21 protein-coding genes are annotated in these 20,939 nt (G+C 68.8%); 7 read left to right on the plus strand and 14 right to left on the minus strand.

Features of this window, described 5'->3' with window-relative positions:
• Window positions 1–15 precede the first annotated feature (15 nt).
• The 8 genes from atpC to ACXJY8_RS15665 all read right to left on the minus strand — a co-directional run bounded on the left by atpC (window position 16) and on the right by ACXJY8_RS15665 (window position 7,106).
• Window positions 16–417 carry an ATP synthase F1 subunit epsilon gene (gene atpC / locus ACXJY8_RS15630; RefSeq protein WP_056466941.1) on the minus strand — a complete coding sequence of 134 codons (402 nt, stop codon included), beginning with the start codon at window positions 415–417 and terminating at the stop codon, window positions 16–18.
• An 82-nt stretch (window positions 418–499) separates the two neighbouring features.
• Window positions 500–748 carry a hypothetical protein gene (locus ACXJY8_RS15635; RefSeq protein ID WP_108039879.1) on the minus strand — a complete coding sequence of 83 codons (249 nt, stop codon included), beginning with the start codon at window positions 746–748 and terminating at the stop codon, window positions 500–502.
• Window positions 749–752: 4 nt separating this feature from the next.
• Window positions 753–2,213, minus strand: a complete 1,461-nt coding sequence (gene atpD / locus ACXJY8_RS15640) for a F0F1 ATP synthase subunit beta (protein ID WP_463770426.1) — start codon at window positions 2,211–2,213, stop codon at window positions 753–755.
• Window positions 2,214–2,258: 45 nt separating this feature from the next.
• Window positions 2,259–3,134 (minus strand): F0F1 ATP synthase subunit gamma, encoded by an 876-nt coding sequence (locus tag ACXJY8_RS15645; protein ID WP_463770428.1) that lies wholly within the window; start codon window positions 3,132–3,134, stop codon window positions 2,259–2,261.
• A 115-nt stretch (window positions 3,135–3,249) separates the two neighbouring features.
• A complete protein-coding gene (atpA, locus tag ACXJY8_RS15650; RefSeq protein ID WP_056179751.1) occupies window positions 3,250–4,779 on the minus strand; it encodes a F0F1 ATP synthase subunit alpha in 1,530 nt (509 codons plus the stop codon).
• Between the two features lie 71 nt (window positions 4,780–4,850).
• Window positions 4,851–5,423: a F0F1 ATP synthase subunit delta gene (locus tag ACXJY8_RS15655; RefSeq protein ID WP_463770430.1), complete on the minus strand. Its 573-nt coding sequence runs from the start codon at window positions 5,421–5,423 to the stop codon at window positions 4,851–4,853.
• A gap of 259 nt (window positions 5,424–5,682) precedes the next feature.
• Window positions 5,683–6,393, minus strand: a complete 711-nt coding sequence (locus tag ACXJY8_RS15660; protein ID WP_463770432.1) for a DsbA family protein — start codon at window positions 6,391–6,393, stop codon at window positions 5,683–5,685.
• 86 nt (window positions 6,394–6,479) lie between these two features.
• Window positions 6,480–7,106 (minus strand): 2-hydroxychromene-2-carboxylate isomerase, encoded by a 627-nt coding sequence (locus tag ACXJY8_RS15665; protein WP_463770434.1) that lies wholly within the window; start codon window positions 7,104–7,106, stop codon window positions 6,480–6,482.
• A gap of 195 nt (window positions 7,107–7,301) precedes the next feature.
• Here ACXJY8_RS15665 and ACXJY8_RS15670 point away from each other — a divergent pair, with 195 nt between their 5' ends.
• The gene (locus ACXJY8_RS15670) at window positions 7,302–8,543 is read left to right on the plus strand and encodes an argininosuccinate synthase (protein WP_463770436.1); all 1,242 of its coding nucleotides are present in this window, start codon (window positions 7,302–7,304) and stop codon (window positions 8,541–8,543) included.
• A 73-nt stretch (window positions 8,544–8,616) separates the two neighbouring features.
• Here ACXJY8_RS15670 and ACXJY8_RS15675 read toward each other — a convergent pair whose 3' ends face one another.
• The 4 genes from ACXJY8_RS15675 to mtgA all read right to left on the minus strand — a co-directional run bounded on the left by ACXJY8_RS15675 (window position 8,617) and on the right by mtgA (window position 11,859).
• Window positions 8,617–9,513 (minus strand): NAD(P)H-hydrate dehydratase, encoded by an 897-nt coding sequence (locus ACXJY8_RS15675; RefSeq protein WP_463770438.1) that lies wholly within the window; start codon window positions 9,511–9,513, stop codon window positions 8,617–8,619.
• Window positions 9,510–10,274: a histidine phosphatase family protein gene (locus ACXJY8_RS15680; RefSeq protein WP_463770440.1), complete on the minus strand. Its 765-nt coding sequence runs from the start codon at window positions 10,272–10,274 to the stop codon at window positions 9,510–9,512. Before ACXJY8_RS15680 ends, ACXJY8_RS15675 begins: the two co-directional genes overlap by 4 nt.
• Window positions 10,275–10,366: 92 nt before the next feature.
• Entirely contained in the window at window positions 10,367–10,933 is a 567-nt protein-coding gene (locus ACXJY8_RS15685; protein ID WP_463770442.1) for a hypothetical protein, read from the minus strand.
• A 107-nt stretch (window positions 10,934–11,040) separates the two neighbouring features.
• Complete coding sequence (gene mtgA / locus ACXJY8_RS15690; RefSeq protein WP_463770444.1) at window positions 11,041–11,859, minus strand: monofunctional biosynthetic peptidoglycan transglycosylase; 819 nt, start codon at window positions 11,857–11,859, stop codon at window positions 11,041–11,043.
• Between mtgA and ACXJY8_RS15695 the strand changes: the two genes are divergently transcribed.
• Entirely contained in the window at window positions 11,858–12,820 is a 963-nt protein-coding gene (locus tag ACXJY8_RS15695; protein ID WP_463770446.1) for a polyprenyl synthetase family protein, read from the plus strand. The genes mtgA and ACXJY8_RS15695 overlap by 2 nt on opposite strands.
• Before the next feature lie 62 nt (window positions 12,821–12,882).
• Entirely contained in the window at window positions 12,883–13,989 is a 1,107-nt protein-coding gene (gene leuB / locus ACXJY8_RS15700; RefSeq protein ID WP_463770448.1) for a 3-isopropylmalate dehydrogenase, read from the plus strand.
• A gap of 89 nt (window positions 13,990–14,078) precedes the next feature.
• Here the strand turns inward: leuB and ACXJY8_RS15705 are convergent, their stop codons facing one another.
• Window positions 14,079–14,486 (minus strand): hypothetical protein, encoded by a 408-nt coding sequence (locus ACXJY8_RS15705; RefSeq protein WP_463770450.1) that lies wholly within the window; start codon window positions 14,484–14,486, stop codon window positions 14,079–14,081.
• 103 nt (window positions 14,487–14,589) lie between these two features.
• Window positions 14,590–15,468: a hypothetical protein gene (locus ACXJY8_RS15710; RefSeq protein WP_463770452.1), complete on the minus strand. Its 879-nt coding sequence runs from the start codon at window positions 15,466–15,468 to the stop codon at window positions 14,590–14,592.
• Window positions 15,469–15,695: 227 nt separating this feature from the next.
• On the opposite strand from ACXJY8_RS15710, the gene ACXJY8_RS15715 reads away from it, so the two are divergent.
• From ACXJY8_RS15715 to nusA, 4 genes are all read left to right on the plus strand, one after another.
• Window positions 15,696–16,709 (plus strand): LLM class flavin-dependent oxidoreductase, encoded by a 1,014-nt coding sequence (locus tag ACXJY8_RS15715; RefSeq protein WP_463770454.1) that lies wholly within the window; start codon window positions 15,696–15,698, stop codon window positions 16,707–16,709.
• Window positions 16,710–16,972: 263 nt separating this feature from the next.
• Complete coding sequence (locus tag ACXJY8_RS15720; RefSeq protein WP_463770456.1) at window positions 16,973–18,007, plus strand: aspartate-semialdehyde dehydrogenase; 1,035 nt, start codon at window positions 16,973–16,975, stop codon at window positions 18,005–18,007.
• Between the two features lie 401 nt (window positions 18,008–18,408).
• Window positions 18,409–19,206: a ribosome maturation factor RimP gene (gene rimP, locus ACXJY8_RS15725; RefSeq protein WP_463770458.1), complete on the plus strand. Its 798-nt coding sequence runs from the start codon at window positions 18,409–18,411 to the stop codon at window positions 19,204–19,206.
• Between the two features lie 75 nt (window positions 19,207–19,281).
• Window positions 19,282–20,883, plus strand: a complete 1,602-nt coding sequence (gene nusA / locus ACXJY8_RS15730) for a transcription termination factor NusA (RefSeq protein ID WP_463770460.1) — start codon at window positions 19,282–19,284, stop codon at window positions 20,881–20,883.
• Window positions 20,884–20,939 lie beyond the last annotated feature (56 nt).

The raw sequence follows: 20,939 nt of genomic DNA on the forward strand, positions 1-20,939 counted from the left end.
CCAACGTCGACCAGTTCAGAAGTTGAGCGCGACCTTCGCGTCGCGGAGCTGGACGATCTGGCCCGTGAGCTCGTCCTTCTTGGCGAAATCCTCGGTGGCGTCGCGCAGCATCTCGACGGCCTCGATGTCGCGGTCGAGGGATTCCGGCGAGATCTCCTCGAAGGGGTTCGCACGCTCGGCGATCACGGTCACGGAGGTCGGGCCGATATCGGCGAAGCCGCCGCGGACCAGGACGCGCTTGCCGGTATGACCGGCCTCGTTGATCACGATGACGCCGACCTTGAGGGCCGTGAGCACGGGGGCGTGGCCGGGGAGAACGGTCATCTCGCCCTCGATGCCGGGCAGCTGCACGGCCTCGATCTGACCGGAATACAGCGTCCGCTCGGGGCCGACGAAATCGAACTGGAAGGTGGCCATGAGGTCGAGGATCCCGGCTCGGGGTGTCTGTACGGGGTGACGGCGCGCCGGGCCCGGAAGGCGCGCGCCGTCATGTTCGTCGTCAGGCCCGGCGGCGATCGGCGACGAAGCCGATCCCGAGGCCCAGCACCGCGCCGATGACGGCGAAGATGCCGATATGCTGCATCTGGCCCGTGGTCAGGGAGCCGCCGCGGGTTCCCGCCGGCGAATCTCCCTGAACCTCCAGGCTGAACGAGCCGATCTTGATCTCGGCGGCCTCGGGCCGGGTGAGATACCCGGCAAGGCCGCCGACCACGAGACCGACGAGGAGGAGAACGACCTTCGCGTTCAAGACCTCAAGCCGCCGCGGCGATCTTCTTCGCCTTCTCCTTGGCGTCCTCGATCGTGCCGACCATGTAGAACGCCGCCTCCGGCAGGTCGTCGTACTCGCCGTTCACGAGGCCCTTAAAGCCCTTGATCGTGTCGGCCAGCGGGACCTGGATGCCCGGCGAGCCGGTAAAGATCTCGGCCACCGAGAACGGCTGCGAGAAGAAGCGCTCGATCTTACGGGCGCGGGCGACGGTGAGCTTGTCCTCTTCCGAGAGCTCGTCCATGCCCAGGATCGCGATGATGTCCTGCAGGGCCTTGTAGCGCTGCAGCGTCTGCTGGACCTTACGGGCGACCTCGTAGTGCTCCTCGCCGAGGACGGCGGGGTTGAGCATGCGCGAGGTGGAGTCCAGCGGATCCACGGCCGGGTAGATACCCTTCTCGGCGATCGAGCGCGACAGCACGGTCGTGGCGTCGAGGTGGGCGAACGAGGCGGCGGGCGCCGGGTCGGTCAGATCGTCGGCCGGCACGTAGATGGCCTGCACCGAGGTGATCGAGCCCTTGGTGGTGGTGGTGATGCGCTCCTGCAGGGCGCCCATATCGGTAGCCAGCGTCGGCTGGTAGCCCACCGCGGACGGAATGCGGCCGAGAAGCGCCGACACTTCCGAACCGGCCTGGGTGAAGCGGAAGATGTTGTCCACGAAGAACAGCACGTCCTGGCCCTGGTCGCGGAAATCCTCGGCGATGGTCAGGCCGGTGAGGGCGACGCGCGAGCGGGCGCCGGGGGACTCGTTCATCTGGCCGTAGACCAGAGCGCACTTCGAACCCTCGGCGGAGCCGTTGTGCTCCTTGGGGTCCATGTTCACCTTGGACTCGATCATCTCGTGGTAGAGATCGTTGCCCTCGCGGGTGCGCTCGCCGACGCCGGCGAACACCGAGTAGCCGGAGTGCACCTTGGCGATGTTGTTGATGAGCTCCATGATCAGCACAGTCTTGCCGACGCCGGCGCCGCCGAACAGGCCGATCTTGCCGCCCTTGGCGTAGGGGGCGAGGAGGTCGACCACCTTGATGCCGGTGACGAGGATCTGCGACTCGGTGGACTGCTCGGAATAGGCGGGCGCCGGCTGGTGGATGGCGCGCAGGGTGTCGGACTGGATCGGGCCGGCCTCGTCGATCGGCTCGCCGATGACGTTCATGATGCGGCCGAGGGTGTTGAAGCCGACCGGGACCTTGATGGCCTCGCCGGTATCGGTGACTTCCTGGCCGCGGACCAGGCCTTCCGAGGTGTCCATGGCGATGCAGCGCACGGTGCTCTCACCGAGCTGCATGGCGACTTCGAGAACGAGGCGGCTGCCGTTGTTCTTGGTCTCCAGGGCGTTCAGGATCTCGGGCAGGTGGCCGTCGAAGTGCACGTCGACCACGGGGCCGATGACCTGGGTGATCTTGCCGACCTTGTTCGAGCCGGCGCCGGGGAGAGCGGTGTTCGCCATGTTACGGGTCCTTTGGATACGTTGCGGTCAGGGCGTCGGGTGCGCTCAGAGCGCTTCGGCGCCCGAGATGATCTCGATGAGTTCCTTGGTGATCATGGCCTGACGCGTCCGGTTGTAGATCTGCGTCTGCTTCTTGATCATCTCGCCCGCGTTGCGCGTGGCGGAGTCCATGGCGCCGGTGCGGGCGCCCTGCTCGGAGGCGGCGTTCTCCAGAAGCGCACGGAACACCTGAACGGTGAGGTTGCGCGGGAGCAGCGTGTCGAGGATCGCCTCCTCGCTCGGCTCGAACTGGAGGGCGGCATCGGGGGCCGTGGCGCCGGTCTCGGGCAGCTCGGCCGGGATGAGCTTCTGCGCCGTCGGGATCTGAGAGATGACGGAGCGGAAGCGCGAGTAGAACAGGGTCGCGACATCGAACTCGCCGGCGTCGAAGCGGGCGATGATGCTGTCGGCGATCTCGGCGGCGAACTCGTAATCGACCGCCTTGTTGCCGCGCAGGTCGCGGTTCTCGATGATCTCGTCGCGGAACTGGCGACGGAGCAGGTCGTAGCCCTTCTTGCCGACAGTGATCATCTTCACCGTCTTGCCCTCGGCCGTCAGCTTGCGGGCATGCTCGCGGGCGAGGCGTGCGATCGACGAGTTGAAGCCGCCGCACAGGCCGCGATCGGCGGTGCAGACGATGAGCAGGTGGGTCTTCTCGGAGCCGGTTCCGGAGAGGAGCCGGGGACCCTGCACGCCGCCGACGAGGTTGGCTGCGAGGTTGCCGAGCACCTGGGACATCTTCTCGGCGTAGGGACGCGCGCTTTCGGCGGCCATCTGGGCGCGCCGCAGCTTGGCGGCGGCGACCATCTGCATCGCCTTGGTGATCTTCTGCGTGCCCTTCACCGAGGTGATGCGGTTCCGCAGATCCTTCAAACTCGCCATGGGGTGACTTCCAGATCCATCCGCTGCCGCTCAAGGCGAGGCGCCCGGACGATCCGGGCGCCTGCTCTTATTGAGGTCCGGCTACCCGCGGGCAGCCGGTTGTGCCGTCGATGCCTTACGCCAGAGACTTGGCGACGCTCTCGACGACGCCCTTCAGCGTCTTGGCGCTGTCGTCGGACAGGTCCTTCGAGTCGCGGATCTTGGTGAGCAGGTCGGCGTGCTTGGTGCGCAGGGCCGAGAGCAGGGCGTCCTCGAACGGGCGGACCTTGTTCAGCGGCAGCGTGTCGAGGTAGCCGTTCACGCCGGCATAGATCACCGCGACCTGCTCTTCCATCTTCAGCGGCGAGAACTGCGGCTGCTTCAGGAGCTCGGTCAGGCGCGAACCGCGGTTCAGGAGCTTCTGAGTCGAAGCGTCGAGATCGGAGCCGAACTGCGCGAAGGCGGCCATCTCGCGGTACTGCGCAAGCTCGCCCTTGATCTTGCCGGCGACCTTCTTCATCGCCTTCGTCTGGGCCGAAGAGCCCACCCGGGAGACCGAGAGGCCGACGTTCACCGCCGGGCGGATGCCCTGGTAGAACAGGTCGGTCTCGAGGAAGATCTGGCCGTCGGTGATCGAGATCACGTTGGTAGGGATGTAGGCCGAGACGTCGTTGGCCTGGGTCTCGATGACCGGCAGCGCGGTCAGCGAGCCGTTGCCGGCGGCGTCGCCCATCTTGGCGGCGCGCTCGAGCAGGCGCGAGTGCAGGTAGAACACGTCGCCCGGATAGGCCTCGCGGCCCGGCGGGCGACGCAGCAGCAGTGACATCTGGCGGTAGGCCACGGCCTGCTTGGAGAGATCGTCGTACACGATCACGGCGTGCATGCCGTTGTCGCGGAAGTACTCACCCATGGCGCAGCCGGCGAAGGGCGCGATGAACTGCATTGGCGCGGCATCAGACGCCGTGGCAGCGATGACGATCGAGTACTCGAGCGCGCCGTTGTCCTCGAGGGACTTCACGAACTGGGCGACGGTGGAGCGCTTCTGACCGATGGCGACGTAGACGCAGTAGAGCTTGGCGTTCTCGTCGGTGCCGGCATGGGCCGGCTTCTGGTTCAGGATCGTGTCGAGGGCAATGGCGGTCTTGCCGGTCTGGCGATCGCCGATGATGAGCTCACGCTGGCCGCGGCCGACGGGGATCAGGGCGTCGATGGCCTTGAGGCCGGTGGCCATCGGCTCGTGCACCGACTTGCGCGGGATGATGCCCGGGGCCTTCACGTCGACGCGGCGGCGCTCGGTGGTGGCGATGGGGCCCTTGCCGTCGATCGGGTTGCCCAGGGCGTCGACGACGCGGCCGAGCAGGGCCTTGCCGACCGGAACGTCCACGATGGCGCCGGTGCGCTTGACGGTCTGGCCTTCCTTGATGTCGCGGTCGGACCCGAAGATCACGATGCCGACGTTGTCCTGCTCGAGGTTGAGGGCCATGCCGCGCACGCCCGACTCGAACTCGACCATCTCGCCGGCCTGGACGCTGTCGAGGCCGTAGGCGCGGGCGATGCCGTCACCCACGGACAGGACCTGACCGACCTCGGTGACTTCGGCTTCCTGGCCGAAGTTCTTGATCTGATCCTTCAGGATCGCGGAGATCTCGGCGGCGCGGATGTCCATCGTCGGGCCTCTTGTCTTGGAATGATTGAATGGGGTTGGGAACGGGGAGCGGTCGGGCCTGGAACAGGCCCTTACCGGGCTTCCCGCATCGCGAGGCGAATGCCGTTGAGCTTGGTGCGCAGGGAGGCGTCGACCATGCGGCTTCCGATCTTGACGACGAGGCCACCGATCAGGCTGGGGTCGATCCGGAGGTCGAGGTCGATCTCCGAGCGCGCCACATCGCGCAGGGAGGCCTTGATCTCTTCGATGACAGCCTCCGAGGGACGCTCGGCGACGGTCACCTCGGCGCGTACGATCCCCTTCGACTCGCGCACCAGGGTGCGGAAGCCGCGGATCATGTCGGGGAGCGCGAACAGGCGGCGGTTGGCGGCCGCGAGGCGGATGAAATTGCCGCCGAGGCCGCCGATGCCGGCCTTCTCCAGGAGGGCCACGATGGCGGCCTCCTGCTCGGCGCCCGAGAAGACCGGGCTGCGCACGAAGCGACGCAGATCCGCGCTGTCCTTGAGCATCGCGTCGAACTGGTCGAGGCTCGCCGCGACGCCATCGACGTCGCGCTCGTCACGTGCCAGTTCGAACAAGGCCGACGCGTAACGCGCCGCCACGCCTGCAACCGGGGAACCCGCCTCGGAACCGTTCTGCGCCACGCGCCGCTCTCTCTTCAATCCTGCCTGAGGGCTCCGGCCGTGTCGCACCGTGTTCGGCGCGGGCTTACGAAACCGTCAGGATTGGGAACGTGCCGGTCTGCGCGGGCCATGAAAAGCCCGCCCTTCCGGCGCGGCGAGGGCCTAGCATGCGTGTCCGAGGGGCGCAAGACGAGGGCACCTGCGCCGAAGCATTGTGCAACGCGAGATGCCGAACCGGGTTCCGATGCGGGCAAACGGTGGCGAAGGTGAGGCCACGGCCTCAGCAGGCGATCCGGTCGCAGCGGCGCGTGGCGGCGACCATGCGGGCGAGCGCCTTCGGTCCGGGATGACCGAGGAGACCGGTATTGCCGAGAACGTAGGAGGGGGTCGCGCTGAGGCCGAGATCGGCGGCCATGCGCATCTGCGCCTTGAGGGCGAGGCGGACCTCCTCGCTGTCGGCGATGCTCTCGATCTCGGCCGCCGGCACGCCGAGCTTCGCCGCGGCCTGGAGGGCATCGACCCCGTCGATCTTGCCGGGCTTGGCGAGCAGGGTCCGGTACAGGCTCCAGGCCGCGGCCGAGCCGAGCCGGCGCTGGATCGCCAGGGCGACCTTGGCGGCCTGGGCCGACTGCACGGCCAGGATCGGGTTGTTGATCAGGCCGATTCGTAGCGACGGATCGCTCTCGCTGAGCGAGACCATGTCGGCCGCGGCCTTCCGGCAATACGGACAGTTGTAGTCGAAGAACTCGTACAGGGTCGTCTCGGCCTCGGCCGGGCCGACATAGGTCACGCCCCGAAGGGCCGGGATCTCGCCGACGATCTCGCCGGGCAGACGCATGTTGGCGACGGGGCGGCCGTCGTCGTTGTCCACCCTGAAGGCCTGGCCGTAGCCCTGAGCGAGGGCAGCCCCGACAGTCCCGAGGCCGGCGCCGAGCCCGGCGGAGGCGAAGAGGAAGCGTCGGCGGTCGAGGCCCGGTAACGCGAAGCTCATGGGGTGGCCCTGGAAGCGTGAAGACGGCAAGCGTCGGAACGGCCCGGCTTCTAGACCCGCCCGGCCCGGGCCGCCAGGGTTGCGCCTCAGCGCATCGCGCCGGGCCGGTCGCCCACCGCCCAGGCGAGGGCCTGCTCCAGGCGGTCGTTACCCCAGAACAGCTCGCCGTCGTCGGCGAGGAAAGTCGGCGCCCCGAAGATGCCGCGCGAGCGCGCCTCCTCCCCGTTGACGCGCAGGCGACCCTTGTTGGTCTCGGCCGCCGCCTGCTTCAGGATGATCGTGCCGTCGAGGCCGAGGCCGTTGAGGACCGACACCACGGCCGGCGGCTCGGCGATCGACTGGCCGCGGGCGAACTCCGCCTCGTAGACGGCCTTCGAGAACGGCACGAGCCAGTCGTGGTCCATGCCGTAGGTCGCCGCGCGGGTGGCGCTGAGGCTGTTCTGCGGGAAGGGATCGGGGCGTGTCAGCGGCGGCAGCCCGAGGCGGGCGGCCTCGCGCTCGACATCGCGCCACATGTGACGGCCCTTGGCGGCGTAGAGGTTGAACGGCGAGGAGTTCCAGCCCTGCGCGGCGAAGATCGGCCCGACGAGGAAGGGGCGCCAGCGGATCTCGACGCCGGCCGCCGCCGCCAGGGCCTCGATCCGCATCGCCGAAAGGTAGGAATAGGTCGATGCGAACTCGTACCAGAATTCGAGGGTCGGCCTGCGCGGCATGCGTCGAATCTCCGGGATCGAGGATGGTGGCGAGTGTCACCCGCCGCGGGGCCGGCGACAAGGCACTTCACGACCACGGCTACGCTGAGCGAACGCATCCGGCGGCATGGCGGTTGCACGGCCCCGCGCTCCGCTGATAAGCCGCCGCAATCTGACGACGCCGACGCGCACGAAGCCCGAACCGGAAGCGAGCCCATGACCGACGCGAACCCGAAGCCCGTCAACAAGGTCGTGCTCGCCTATTCCGGCGGCCTCGACACCTCGATCATCCTGAAGTGGCTGCAGACCACCTATGGCTGCGAGGTCATCACCTTCACGGCCGATCTCGGCCAGGGCGAGGAGCTAGAGCCGGCGCGCAGGAAGGCCGAACTGCTCGGCATCAAGCCCGAGAACATCTTCATCGAGGACCTGCGCGAGGAATTCGTGCGGGACTACGTGTTCCCGATGTTCCGCGCCAACGCCGTCTACGAGGGCGTCTACCTCCTCGGCACCTCCATCGCCCGGCCGCTGATCGCCAAGAAACAGATCGAGATCGCCGAGAAACTCGGGGCCGACGCCGTCTGTCACGGCGCCACCGGCAAGGGCAACGACCAGGTCCGGTTCGAGCTCGGCTACTACGCCCTGAAGCCGGACGTCACGGTCATCGCCCCCTGGCGCGAGTGGGACCTGAAGAGCCGCGAGCAGCTGATCGCCTTCGCCGAGCAGCACCAGATCCCGATCTCGAAGGACAAGCGTGGCGAGAGCCCGTTCTCCGTGGACGCCAACCTCCTGCACGCCTCCTCGGAAGGAAAGGTGCTGGAGGACCCCGCCGACGAGGTGCCGGACTACGTCTACTCGCGCACCCGCTCGCCGGAAGAGGCGCCCGACACGCCGACCGTGATCACCATCGGCTTCGAGAAGGGCGACGCGGTCTCGATCGACGGCGAGCGCCTGTCCCCGGCGAGCCTCCTCGCCAAGCTCAACCAGCTCGGCCACGACAACGGCATCGGCCGCCTCGACCTGGTGGAGAACCGCTTCGTCGGCATGAAGAGCCGCGGCATGTACGAGACGCCCGGCGGCACGATCCTGCTGCCCGCTCACCGCGCCATCGAATCGATTACGCTCGACCGGGGGGCCGCGCACCTTAAGGATCAGCTGATGCCGCAATATGCGGAGCTGATCTACAACGGCTTCTGGTTCTCGCCCGAGCGTGAGATGCTGCAGGCCCTGATCGACAAGAGCCAGGAGATGGTCACCGGCGAGGTTCGGCTGAAGCTCTACAAGGGTGGCGTCCACGTCATCGGCCGCACCAGCCCGAATTCGCTCTACGACCAGGACCTCGTGACCTTCGAGGAGGGCGCGGTCGCCTACGACCACCGCGACGCGGCCGGCTTCATCAAGCTGAACGCCCTGCGCCTGCGCACCCTGGCCCAGCGCAAGAAGAAGCTCGGCGCCTGAGGGCGAGGCCGGGTCGACGCGATCCCCTCCCCCCCCCGGGGGGGGGGGGTGGGGGGGGGGGGGGGGGGGTCGGCTACCCGGCCGGGCTGGCTGAGAACTCCCGCAGGATCCGCGGAACCTCGCCTGAAATCTCCCGGGCGAGAAATCCTACGGGCCCGATCGATCGCGCGAGCCGGGCGCCCGCTTCGCCGTGGAGGTAGACGCCCCAGAGGGCGGCCGTCACCGGATCGGCGCCCCGGGCGAGGATGCCGGTGACGAGGCCCGCGAGGGCATCCCCCGAGCCGGAGGTGGCGAGGCCGACGCCGCCGCCGTCGTAGTGCCAGTGCGTGCCGTCGGGAGCGACGACCCAGCTTTCGGCCCCCTTCATGATCACCACGGCCCGCAGCATCTCGGCGGCACGCTGCCCCGCCTTCAGCGGCTCGGCCTCGACCGCCTCGCGCTCCCAATCGAGGAGCTGCGCCATCTCGCCGGCATGCGGCGTCAGCACCGGAGGCGACGCGAGGGCACGGACGGTCTCCGCGTGGGCAGCGAGGCCACAGATCGCGCCGGCATCGAGGACGTAGGCATGCTCTTCCCGCTCGGCGAGGAGCCTGCGGACCAGCGCCGTGGTGATGTCGCAGGTGTTCATGCCGGGTCCGAGCAGCACCGCATCGCAGCGCCGGGCCGCCTCGGCGATGCGGGAAGCCGCCGCCTCGGCCTCGATCTCGCCCGCATCGGTCTCGGGAAGGCCGATCACCATGGCCTCCGGCACGGCCAGGGCCATCGCCACCGCAACGGACTGGACGGAAGCGATCTTGAGCTTCCCGGCACCGGCTCGCAGGGCCGCAACGCCGGCGAGGAAGACGGCGCCCGGCACCGCCGCACAGCCGCCGAGGACGAGGACGCTGCCGCGGTCGTCCTTGCTGCCGGCCTCCGGGGTCGGGAGCGGGCGCGCCCGCAGGCACGCCGCGTCGAGTTTGATCCCGTTCATCGCACGTCTCCCGTCAGCGAGGGTTCGGCGGTGACGGGGGCCCCCGCCCGCTGCATCGGAGCGACGAAGTTGTAGCGCGCGAGGTGGAGATGCCCCGTGGACCCCGCCTCCGCCCGGAACGCATACTCGGTGACCGAGCAGTTCAGGACGTCGCCCTCGGCATCGATGCCGAGGATCTCGGCCTCGCTGAGGTTCTCGATGAGGTAGCGCAGGCAGAGCACCACCACCTGATGGGCGACGATCAGGACGCGCTTCTCGCCGTGGTGCAGCGAGACGGTGTCCATCGCGCTGCGCAGGCGTAGGATAACGTCGCACCAACTCTCGCCGCAGGTCGGCCGGTAATAGAACTTCCCGAGGCGGGCCCGCAATTCGGCCTGGTCCGGGTGAAGCGCCTCGATGCCCGACCGGGTCAGGCGGTCGAGGAGGCCGAGCTCCTTCTCGCGCAAACGCTCGTCGACGTAGTCCTCGGGCGCATTCGATGCGACGCCCCCGGCCTGCCGGATGCCCGAGACGGTCTGCTGGGCCCGGCGATAAGGTGAAGTCAGCACCACGTTCGGGCGCTCGGCCTCCGGCATCTCGGCGAACCAGCGCCCCAGCGCCTCGGCCTGCTGCCGGCCGCGATCACTCAGGGGAACGTCGACGTCGCGCTCGGCGATGTCGATGCGCTCGAGCCCGGCCTCATGAGCGGCGTCGCGCGCGACGTTCCCTGCGCTCTCGCCGTGTCGGACGATCCAGATCCGGCTCGGCCAGCGTTGCAGCATCCGTCATGGTCCTCGGCTTGTTCCACCTCGGCAACGTTCCTGCGGGCCGACCCGTTCGCCCCTGCGTCGTTCCAGACGCGGAGGGACGCGCGTCAGGCCGGTCGCCAGCCGGCGTCGGTATGGGTGAAGTCGCCCGGCCCGAGATCGGCGTACCGGAGAAAGATCTGCAGCACCGGCTGCATCTCGCGGTGCTCGGCCGGCAGATCGGCGCCCGGTCCGTAGGGCGCGTCCGTGTCCACGGCCGGTATGTCGCGGGCGGCGTCCCAGCGGATGGCCAGGGCCCGGACGCGGGCGACCTGCTCGGCCGTGACGTCGAAGGTGACGTGCTCGGGCGTCTCGTCGGTAGCCTCGTCGCGGAAGACGTCGCCGACATCGTCGGAGGCGAGCTTGGCCAGGGTGTTGTGGTAGGCGTAGCGCCCCGGCTTCAGAACGGCGTTGGCGGTGAACACCGCAAGCGCCTCGCCCAGAGCCCGGTGCTCCTCGTCGGCCCCGTCGTCGTCGCCGGTGACGTTGAAGATGTCGCCGTCGCGGTCGGTGCTGCCGTAGGGCGCATCGGGATGGACGATGGGCGCGCCGACACCTTCGGGATTCCAGGCCACCACCATCCGGCGAATCAGCGCGATGCGCTCCAGGGTGAGTTCGAAGGTCGGCTGGGTCATCGTCGGTCTTTCGCCCGTGGGGCCGCGCGCAGGCCCGTCCTGGTCGCCGGGAAATCGGAATTGTCGGCAGATCTGGGGCGGCAGGTAGCCGATCCCGTCGCGCCGGGCTACCGTTTCAGGCAGCCCATCAGGCCGGAGACGCCGTTCATCCGCGTCTGGATGCGGGCGGCCTGGGCGCGCACGCCCCGCGACGGCAGGGCGGGGTTACGCAGAATCGGGTTCGGCAGCACGGCGGCGAGCAGGGCCGCCTCGCCGCGGGTCAGGACGCGGGCCGGCTTGCCGAACCAGCGCCGCGCCGCGGCCTCGGCGCCGAACACCCCCTCCCCCCACTCGGCGATGTTGAGATAGATCTCCATGGTGCGCGGCTTGCCCCACAGCGTGTCGGCCATCAGGGCGAGAGGAATCTCCAGGGCCTTGCGGATCACCGAGCGGCCCGGCCACAGGAACACGTTCTTTACGGTCTGCATCGGGATCGTCGAGGCGCCCCGGCTCGGGCCCTCCTCGTCGTCGACCACGTCGCGCAGGGCGCCCCAATCTACACCGTTGTGCAGGCAGTAGCGCTGGTCCTCCGAGGCAATGACCGCCTGAACGAGGTAAGGCGAGATCGCGTCGAGGCCGACCGCCTGCCGGTCGACGGGCTTCAGCGTCAACCATCGTCCCAGCATCAGGGTTGAGGGCGGGGTCAGCGCACTATAGACGAGCGCGAGCGACAATAAGAGGACGAGGCCGATGACGGGGAGGAGCAGGATGAGATTGACGATCCGCCGCAAGCCTCTGCTCCGCCGCCGGCCGGATGCCTCGCGCGTCGGTATCGGGCGCGCCGAAACCTGCCGCAACGGCCGCTCCGCGCTCTCCTCCCGCTCCTGAATTCGAACCTCCCCCCGCCCACGACACGACACCGTCTGACCGAAGGCCCGACCGAACATGACCTCAACGCAAGGATCCCACGCTTCGGTCAAGGCGGATGCCCCGGTCGATGCGTTTTCCCACAGGCTTGCCGCGGCCGCGGACACGGTGGAGGCTTATCTCGCGGAGCGCCTGGGCCCCGAGACGCAGGCCGGCGAGATCACCCGGCCGGTGCGCCTGATGGAGGCGATGCGCCACGCCGTCCTCGGTGGCGGCAAGCGCCTGCGTCCCTTCCTCGCCATCGAGACAGCCCGGATGCTCGGCGGCTCTGAGACCGGCGCGCTCGCGGCCGGCTCGGCGATCGAGCTGGTGCACTGCTACTCCCTCGTCCATGACGACATGCCGGCGATGGACGACGACGACATGCGCCGCGGCAAACCCACCGTGCACAAGGCCTATGACGAGGCCACCGCGATCCTCGTGGGCGACGCCCTCCAGACCCTGGCCTTCGAGATCCTGGCCGACGCCGCCTGGCAGCCCGACCCGTCGGTGCGCGCCGACCTCGTGCTCGGCCTCGCCAAGGCCTCCGGCCTCGGCGGCATGGTGGGCGGCCAGCTCCTCGACCTCGGGGCGGAAGGGCGCTTCGGCCCCGTCTCCCTGGACGTCGACGACACGCTGCAGCTCCAGGCGATGAAGACCGGCGCGATCCTGGCGTTCTCGGTGGAGGCCGGCGCGATCGTCGGCGGCGCGACGCCGGACCAGCGCAAGGCGCTGCTGCGCTACGGCCACGCCCTGGGGCAGGCCTTCCAGATCGCCGACGACATCCTCGACCGCGAGGCCTCGTCCGAGGCCATGGGCAAGGCCACCGGGAAGGACAAGGATGCCGGTAAGGCGACCCTCGTCGACCGTCTCGGCCTCGATGGCGCCCGCGCCGAGTGCGACCGCCTCGTCGGTGTCTGCGAGGAGGCCGTGGCATCCTGGGGCGACAGGGCCGAGACGCTGCGCCAGGCGGCGCGGTTCACGGTGGCCCGCAAGGTCTGACGCCAGATCCGACGGCGGTCTGACCGCCCTCGGCCTTCGAACATCCATCGCGAGTTGATCCCATGACCTCCTACAAGCTCCTCCTCCTTCCCGGCGACGGCATCGGCCCCGAGGTGATGGCGGAAGTCGAGAAGGTGATCGGCGCCCTGGACGCGCTGGGTCTGGCCCACTTCGAGATCGAGCGCGACCTCGTCGGCGGCAGCGCCATCGACGCCCATGGGAAGCCGCTCACCGACGAGGCCCTGGCCCGGGCTGATGCCGCCGACGCCATCCTGCTCGGCGCGGTCGGCGGCCCGAAATGGGCGGACGTCGCCTACGAGATCCGGCCCGAGGCGGGCCTCCTGCGCCTGCGCAAGGACCTCGGCCTCTTCGCCAACCTGCGCCCGGCGATCTGCTACCCGGCGCTGGCCGAAGCCTCGGCCCTGAAGCGCGAACTGGTCGAGGGCCTCGACATCATGATCGTGCGCGAGCTCACGGGCGGCGTCTATTTCGGCGAGCCGAAGGAGATCACCACCCTGCCGGACGGCAGCAAGCGCGCCGTCGACACGCAGGTCTACACCACGGGCGAGATCGAGCGGATCGCCCACGTCGCCTTCGACCTGGCGCGCAAGCGCTCGGGCCGCGTCGCATCGGCCGAGAAGCACAACGTGATGAAGTCGGGCGTCCTCTGGAAGGAGGTCGTGACCCGGGTCCATGCCGAGTACAGCGACGTCAGCCTCGAGCACGTTCTCGCCGACAACTGCGCCATGCAGCTGGTCCGCCGCCCGAAGCAGTACGACGTCCTCGTCACCGACAACCTGTTCGGCGACGTGCTCTCGGACGTCGCGGCGATGCTCACCGGCTCCCTCGGCATGCTCCCCTCCGCCTCGCTGGGTGCCGTCGATGCCAAGGGTAGCCGCAAGGCCCTCTACGAGCCCGTCCACGGTTCGGCGCCGGACATCGCCGGCAAGGGATACGCGAACCCGATCGCCATGATCGGCTCGCTCGCCATGTGCCTGCGCTACTCGTTCGGTCTCGGCGAGGCGGCCGACCTGCTGGACGCCGCCGTCACCCGCACTCTCGCCTCCGGTGCGCGGACCCGGGACATCGCCGCCGAGGGCGTCACGCCGGTCAGCACCGCCGAGATGGGTGACGCGATCATTCGCGAGCTGCGGCACGCCGCGGGCTGAGAGGGCTCGCGACCTCCGATTCGACGAAAGACCAAACGAAAACGGGCCCCGTGAGGGGCCCGTCGCGTGTCCGGCTGTTGGTGCCGGATTTAGTAGGGGTTGCCGAAGCGAGACACGTACGACGTCGGGTCGATCGCATCGACGGCCGAAAAGTCGACGTTGCGGATCGCGCTGGAGCGGGCGCCGATGAACGGGCCGTTGGTGATCGGGTCTGGCAGGATGCCTCCGCCGAACCGATCGTTGCGGCCGTAGGGCGGCGAGTTCAGATAGCTCGCGGTGATGAATTGCGGGTTGGTGGCCGGGTTGCTGACCGAACCATTGTTCGCCTCGACCACGTTGCCGGCATCCAGCCAGCTGCGCGGACGGATACGGATCGGCAGCGGCTGGCTGACGCGGTAGCCGGCCGGCGCGTAGCGTCCCTGGGCCTCGGCGGCGGTGTTCGCGCCGACGGCTGCGAGCGTGAGGGCACCCATCAGGGCAATCGAGATAGAGCGCATGACGCACCTTCGTTGAAGCTGTGGGACTGTAGGCCGGGCTTCCTTAAGAAACTGAGGCCTTCGTATGGGATGAAGACGTGCCAGCGCGGTCGAGGTTCCCGGATTATGGCCGCGCTTCGCGAGATCGCCGCAGTTTGGCCTCATTTTTTCGTGTGCCCCGGTCCGGAAGCGATCCGGTCTCGCCGCCGAAATCCCGCGTCGGCACCGCCGCCCGCGGCCCGCAGCCCGGATCGCGACGGCTCTCGATCGCCGCGAAGGCGGCCGACATCTCCGGCCAAGCTTGGCCGTTCAATGCGACCTTGTCGAGGAGACACGTCACGGCGCGCGGCTCCGGCGCCTGACCGAGGGGCGCGCAGAGCCAGCCGTCGAGGCGAAGCGTCCCGCGGGTCAGGCTGGCGAAACCGGTACAGGCCCGCTTGCCCTCGCCGCCCAGCGTCACCTCCAGAGTTTCCATTGGGCCGAACTTCGTCTCGATCGTGCCCCGCTCGCCGGTGCGGATCACGGCCAGGGCCTGACCGTCCGCGGCCCGCCGGGCCAGGGTGATGAACAGGCCAGGGCTCGCCTCGGACTCGGAGGCCTCGGTCAGAATGAGGCGCAGATCGGGTGCCTCGATGGTGTCGAAGCCACCCTGGACCAGGATGTCCTCCCGGTGCCCGCTGGTTGGATTGCGGCGGGCGGACTCCGCGCGCGGGGCCTCGATCGCCTCGGGATCATCGAGGCGGAAGCGCGGCGCCGTCTGGGCGAGCGGCAGGGCCGGCCTGACCGCCTGCGCCGAGGCCGGTCCGTAGGCGGCACCGATCGAGACCTCCGCCGGCGGCACGGTCGGTGCGGATGCTCCGCTCCGCGCTGCGAGACTCAGACCCGCGACCACCGTTCCGGCCACCAGAACCTGTAGGAGGCGGGCCAGCGGCCGGGTCGACCGCCCCCGATGCGCATCCTCGCTGCCCGCACCGATGTCATCCTGCTCGCATACCGTCCGCATCGCGTTCCGGGGTTCTCCGGCGGCCCTGCGCCGCCAGACGCGATTCTGCTCCGCGCCCCGCCAAGCCCGGGTTTCCGAATCCACAGTGGGGCCGGCTTTCGGGTGACAGGGTGAATCCTTGGTATCGACCCATGCGGACGGCACATGCCGGCCCCGGCTTGCAGTGGGCCGTGCCCGTCGCGATCTGAAGTCCCGGGGCAGCACCGCGAGATACAGATTAGGAAGCCATGATCCCCCTTTCCGTCCTCGACCTCGCCTTCGTGCCCGAGGGCGCGACACCCGCTGAAGCCCTGCGCAACAGCCTGGACCTCGCCCGCCACGCCGAGGAGCACGGCTACCGTCGATTCTGGCTGGCCGAGCATCACAACATGATCGGCGTCGCCAGCGCGGCGACCGCCGTCGTGATCGGGCACGTGGGGGCCGGCACCCGCACGATCCGCGTCGGCGCCGGCGGCATCATGCTGCTGAACCACGCGCCCCTGGTGATCGCCGAGCAGTTCGGCACGCTGGAGACCCTGTTTCCCGGCCGGATCGACCTCGGCCTGGGGCGCGCGCCCGGCACCGATCCACGCACCACCCGGGCGCTGCGGCGTTCGCCCGACGCCGCCGACACCTTCCCGCAGGATGTGCTGGAGTTGCAGGCGCTCCTCGGCGATCCGCAGCCCGGGCAGGCGGTCCAGGCCGTTCCCGGAACAGGCTTGAAGGTGCCGCTCTGGATCCTCGGCTCGAGCACATACGGTGCCCAGCTCGCCGCGATGCTGGGACTCCCCTACGCCTTCGCCTCGCACTTCGCCCCGGACCAGCTCCTGCCGGCGCTCGCCATCTACCGCGAGCGTTTCCAGCCCTCGGCGCAGCTGAGCCGCCCGCACGCGATGATCGGCGTCAACGTGGTCGCGGCTGAGACCGACGCCGAGGCACGCCGCCTCTTCACCTCGGCCCAGCAGCAATTCACCAACCTCGTGCGCGGCACGCGCGGTCTCCTGCGTCCGCCGATCGACGACATCGAGAGCTACTGGGCCCCGCACGAGAAGGCGCAGGCCTCGCGGATGCTGGCGCGCGCCCTCGTCGGCTCGCCCGAGACGGTGCGGCAGGGACTCGCCGACCTGATCCGGGAGACCGGCGCCGACGAGATCATGGTCGCGGCGGCGATCCACGACCAGGCGGCGCGGCGGCGCTCCTACGCGATCCTGGCGGAGGCCCGGGACACCCTCGGCGCCACCCCGGCCGCCCTGGTGGCGTGATCGAGGCGCGCGACCCTTGACAGCGGCGGGAGCGAGGCGTCTTGCTCCCGCGCTTGGCGACTCATGCTGCGATGCGGCGGGCGCCAGACGGTGCGGACCGGAATCGGGCCGCGAACCTTCGCGGCCGGCGGGCCGCCGGCCGCCCGGGCGGCTCGGCGCACGGCAGGGAGGCTTGAGAACGGCGCCGGACCGGACGCTGCGGCTCGCCAGACCGGTGGCGCCGCGCCGGCCCCCGGCGCCCACGCAGAGCGGAGTGATGAGCAATGGGTTACAAGGTCGCCGTCGTGGGTGCCACGGGCAATGTGGGCCGCGAGATGCTGGACATCCTGTCCGAGCGCGCCTTTCCGGCTGACGAGGTGGTGGCGATCGCCTCGCGCCGGTCGGCCGGCCAGGAAGTGTCCTTCGGCGACAAGATCCTGAAGGTGAAGGCCCTCGATTCCTACGACTTCTCCGACACCGACATCTGCCTGATGTCCGCCGGCGGCGAGACCTCGAAGGAATGGTCGCCGCGCATCGGCCAGTCCGGCTGCGTCGTGATCGATAATTCCTCGGCCTTCCGCTACCATCAGGACGTGCCGCTGATCGTTCCGGAAGTGAACCCGGACGCCATCCACGGCTTCTCCAAGCTCAACATCATCGCCAACCCGAACTGCTCCACGGCACAGCTCGTGGTCGCGCTGAAGCCGCTCCACGACGCGGCCACGATCAAGCGCGTGGTGGTGGCGACCTACCAGTCGGTCTCCGGCGCCGGCAAGGACGCCATGGACGAGCTCTTCCAGCAGACCCGTTCGGTCTTCACCGCCGGCGAGATCAAGGCCGAGAAGTTCCCCAAGCGCATCGCCTTCAACGTCATCCCGCACATCGATGTATTCATGGAGGATGGCTACACGAAGGAAGAGTGGAAGATGGTCGCCGAGACCAAGAAGATGCTCGACCCCAAGATCAAGCTCACGGCCACTGCCGTGCGCGTGCCGGTCTTCATCGGCCATGCGGAAGCCGTGAACGTCGAGTTCGAGCGTCCGATCTCGGCTGAGCAGGCCACCGCGATCCTGCGCTCGGCCCCCGGCCTCATGGTGGTCGATAAGCGCGAGCCCGGCGGCTATATGACCCCGCACGAGGCCGCTGGCGAGGACGCCACCTACGTCTCCCGCATCCGCGAGGACGCCACGGTCGAGAATGGCCTCTCGTTCTGGTGCGTCGCCGACAACCTGCGCAAGGGCGCGGCGCTCAACACCGTGCAGATCGCCGAGATGCTGGTGAATCGGAAGCTGTTGAAGCGGTCGCAGGCGGCCGCCTAAGTTTCGACGCCGGGCCACGGATTTCGGGACCGGGTCCACGACGATCATCGACGCCGTCCCTCAGGCGGGGCGGCGTTTTCTTTTGCCCCAATCGTCGGACACCGCGGGGCTCCGGAGGCGGACGCAGATCGTCCGATCGAGTTCAAGATTGCCGGCCGCGCCCACTGCAAGGCGATGGCCGACGGTTCTCCCTTCCGAGAGATGTATGCGGAAACCCATTGTCGACCGCCTCAAAACACCTTGAAAATCGAGGCGAACCGGCCTAACTTCGGAAACATCAGTTCTGGTTGCAGTTGTGAGACTGCGGTTCGGGAGTGGGCCCCACCGGGTCCGCTCTTTTTTATTGCCGCAATGCCTCCCGCGCCGGATCGCCTCGGACAAGGCCGGACTTCAAGCGCAGCATGGCGGACAACCACAACAGCGAGCTCACCGAGAAGCGCCTCATCACCGAGACCGGTGTTGCCGCGCGGGTGGTGCAGGTCATCGAAGGCTCGATCCAGGGCCTGGGCTATCGCGTGGTCCGGGTGAAGGTGTCGAGCGCCAACGGCTGCACGGTGCAGATCATGGCCGAGCGGCCGGACGGCACCATGACGGTGGACGATTGCGAGGCGGTGAGCCGGGCGATCTCGCCGCTGCTCGATCTCGATGACCCGATCGGCAAGCCCTACTATCTCGAGATCTCCTCGCCGGGCATCGACCGGCCGCTGGTGCGGGCCGTCGATTTCGCGCGCTGGGCCGGCTACGAGGCCAAGGTCGAGCTTGCCGTTCCGATGGAAGGCCGCAAGCGCTTCCGCGGCATCATCGGCGCGCCGAACCCCGATGGGCTTACCGTACCGATCGATTTGCCCGACGTGAAGGAAGGCTTGCCGAGCCGCATCGACCTGCCGCTGCGCGACCTCGGCGATGCCTACTTGGTGCTCACGGATGAACTGGTCCGAGAGTCCCTGCGCCGCGGCGGTCCGCCCGTCCTCGACGACGATACGGACGACTCAGACGAGGACGAGGCGGAGATCGAAGCCGAACCGGCCCCTGCCCCGCTCAAGAAGAAGATTTCCCGTCCCTTGAAGCCGAAGGCGTCGCAGCGGCCGAAGCCCGTGAAGGTCGAGACAGAGGAGAGTCTCGCCGTCAAGGCCCGGAACAAGGCGAAGCCCGTCCGCACCAAGGCGGTGCGGGTGAAAGAAGACGGCAAGCTCCACTAACACGCCCGAATCCCCACCCTGCCCAGCGGCGGAGGGGATCGCGCCGGAACACGACGAAGAGAAGGACGAAAACCGATGGCTGTCGTCAGCGCCAACAGGCTCGAACTCCTGCAGATCGCCGAAGCGGTCGCCCGTGAAAAGGTAATCGACCGATCCATCGTCATCGACGCGATGGAGGAAGCCATCGCGAAGGCCGCCCGCTCCCGCTACGGCGCCGAGACCGACGTGCATGCCGAGATCGACCCGAAGACCGGGGCGCTCCGACTGTCGCGCCACCTCGTAGTGGTCGATCAGGTCGAGAACGATGCCCGTGAGGTCACCCTGGAGCAGGCTCGCCGCTACAACCCCGGCGCCCTCGTGGGCGACGTGATCTCCGACACCCTGCCGCCCTTCGATTTCGGCCGTGTCGCCGCTCAGTCGGCCAAGCAGGTCATCGTCCAGAAGGTCCGCGACGCCGAGCGCGACCGCCAGTTCGACGAATACAAGGACCGCATCGGCGAGGTCGTGAACGGCCTCGTGAAGCGCGTCGAGTACGGCAACGTCATCGTCGACCTCGGCCGTGGCGAGGGTATCGTGCGGCGCGACGAGATGATCCCGCGCGAGACCTTCCGTCCGGGCGACCGCATTCGCTCCTACCTGTTCGACGTGCGCCGCGAGGTGCGCGGGCCGCAGATCTTCCTGTCGCGCTCGCATCCGCAGTTCATGGCCAAACTGTTCGGCCAGGAAGTGCCGGAAATCTACGACGGTATCGTCGAGGTGAAGGCCGTGGCCCGCGATCCCGGCTCCCGCGCCAAGATCGCGGTGATCTCGCGCGACGGTTCGATCGATCCGGTCGGCGCCTGCGTGGGCATGCGCGGCTCCCGCGTCCAGGCGGTCGTCGGCGAGTTGCAGGGTGAGAAGATCGACATCATCCCTTGGTCCGAGGATCAGGCGACATTCATCGTCAACGCACTCCAGCCGGCCGAGGTCGTGAAGGTCGTGCTCGACGAGGAGGCCGACCGCATCGAGGTGGTGGTGCCCGACGATCAGCTCTCGCTGGCGATCGGCCGCCGCGGCCAGAACGTGCGTCTCGCCTCGCAGCTCACGGGCTGGGACATCGACATTCTCACTGAAGCCGAAGAGTCCGAGCGCCGGCAGAAGGAGTTCTCCGAGCGCACCGCGATCTTCATGGAAGCCCTCGACGTCGACGAGACGGTGGGCCAGCTCCTGGCGGCGGAAGGCTTCCGCAACGTTGAGGAGATCGCCTATGTCGAGCCGGGCGAACTCGCCAACATCCAGGGCCTCGACGAGGAGAGCGGCACCGAGATCCAGGCACGCGCCCAGGATCATCTTGCCCGCGTCGAGTCGGAGTTCGATGCCAAGCGTCAGGAACTCGGCGTGCAGGACGAACTGCGCGAGATCGACGGCATCACCACGCCGATGCTGGTGGCCCTCGGCGAGAACGACGTGAAGACGATCGAGGATCTGGCCGGGTGCGCCACCGACGATCTCGTCGGCTACACCGAGGGACGCGGTCCGGAGGCCAAGCGCCATGCCGGTTACCTCGACGGTTTCGAGGTCTCGCGGGCCGAGGCGGAGGCCATGGTGATGGCGGCCCGCGTGCATGCCGGCTGGATCGAGGCGCCGACGGAAGAAGAGGCATCCGAGGCCGCCGACGAGGAGCCGGCCTCGGCCTGAGGCGGCGAATCGAGGACCCCGCGATCGCGGATCGCGGGGATGTGTCCGGGACGACG

The organism is Methylobacterium sp. TK31, from assembly GCF_055361545.1.

What these genes read in the sequence shown, in the direction of transcription:
- ACXJY8_RS15645 (WP_463770428.1), bottom strand. Translation starts at nt 3,134, where the DNA reads ATGGCGAGTTTGAAGGATCTGCGGAACCGCATCACCTCGGTGAAGGGC.
- atpC (WP_056466941.1), bottom strand. Translation starts at nt 417, where the DNA reads ATGGCCACCTTCCAGTTCGATTTCGTCGGCCCCGAGCGGACGCTGTAT.
- ACXJY8_RS15660 (WP_463770432.1), bottom strand. Translation starts at nt 6,393, where the DNA reads ATGAGCTTCGCGTTACCGGGCCTCGACCGCCGACGCTTCCTCTTCGCC.
- ACXJY8_RS15720 (WP_463770456.1), top strand. Translation starts at nt 16,973, where the DNA reads ATGGGTTACAAGGTCGCCGTCGTGGGTGCCACGGGCAATGTGGGCCGC.
- ACXJY8_RS15680 (WP_463770440.1), bottom strand. Translation starts at nt 10,274, where the DNA reads ATGCTGCAACGCTGGCCGAGCCGGATCTGGATCGTCCGACACGGCGAG.
- ACXJY8_RS15710 (WP_463770452.1), bottom strand. Translation starts at nt 15,468, where the DNA reads ATGCGGACGGTATGCGAGCAGGATGACATCGGTGCGGGCAGCGAGGAT.
- rimP (WP_463770458.1), top strand. Translation starts at nt 18,409, where the DNA reads ATGGCGGACAACCACAACAGCGAGCTCACCGAGAAGCGCCTCATCACC.
- ACXJY8_RS15670 (WP_463770436.1), top strand. Translation starts at nt 7,302, where the DNA reads ATGACCGACGCGAACCCGAAGCCCGTCAACAAGGTCGTGCTCGCCTAT.
- mtgA (WP_463770444.1), bottom strand. Translation starts at nt 11,859, where the DNA reads ATGTTCGGTCGGGCCTTCGGTCAGACGGTGTCGTGTCGTGGGCGGGGG.
- atpA (WP_056179751.1), bottom strand. Translation starts at nt 4,779, where the DNA reads ATGGACATCCGCGCCGCCGAGATCTCCGCGATCCTGAAGGATCAGATC.
- ACXJY8_RS15715 (WP_463770454.1), top strand. Translation starts at nt 15,696, where the DNA reads ATGATCCCCCTTTCCGTCCTCGACCTCGCCTTCGTGCCCGAGGGCGCG.
- leuB (WP_463770448.1), top strand. Translation starts at nt 12,883, where the DNA reads ATGACCTCCTACAAGCTCCTCCTCCTTCCCGGCGACGGCATCGGCCCC.
- atpD (WP_463770426.1), bottom strand. Translation starts at nt 2,213, where the DNA reads ATGGCGAACACCGCTCTCCCCGGCGCCGGCTCGAACAAGGTCGGCAAG.
- ACXJY8_RS15695 (WP_463770446.1), top strand. Translation starts at nt 11,858, where the DNA reads ATGACCTCAACGCAAGGATCCCACGCTTCGGTCAAGGCGGATGCCCCG.
- ACXJY8_RS15685 (WP_463770442.1), bottom strand. Translation starts at nt 10,933, where the DNA reads ATGACCCAGCCGACCTTCGAACTCACCCTGGAGCGCATCGCGCTGATT.
- ACXJY8_RS15705 (WP_463770450.1), bottom strand. Translation starts at nt 14,486, where the DNA reads ATGCGCTCTATCTCGATTGCCCTGATGGGTGCCCTCACGCTCGCAGCC.
- ACXJY8_RS15675 (WP_463770438.1), bottom strand. Translation starts at nt 9,513, where the DNA reads ATGAACGGGATCAAACTCGACGCGGCGTGCCTGCGGGCGCGCCCGCTC.
- ACXJY8_RS15665 (WP_463770434.1), bottom strand. Translation starts at nt 7,106, where the DNA reads ATGCCGCGCAGGCCGACCCTCGAATTCTGGTACGAGTTCGCATCGACC.
- nusA (WP_463770460.1), top strand. Translation starts at nt 19,282, where the DNA reads ATGGCTGTCGTCAGCGCCAACAGGCTCGAACTCCTGCAGATCGCCGAA.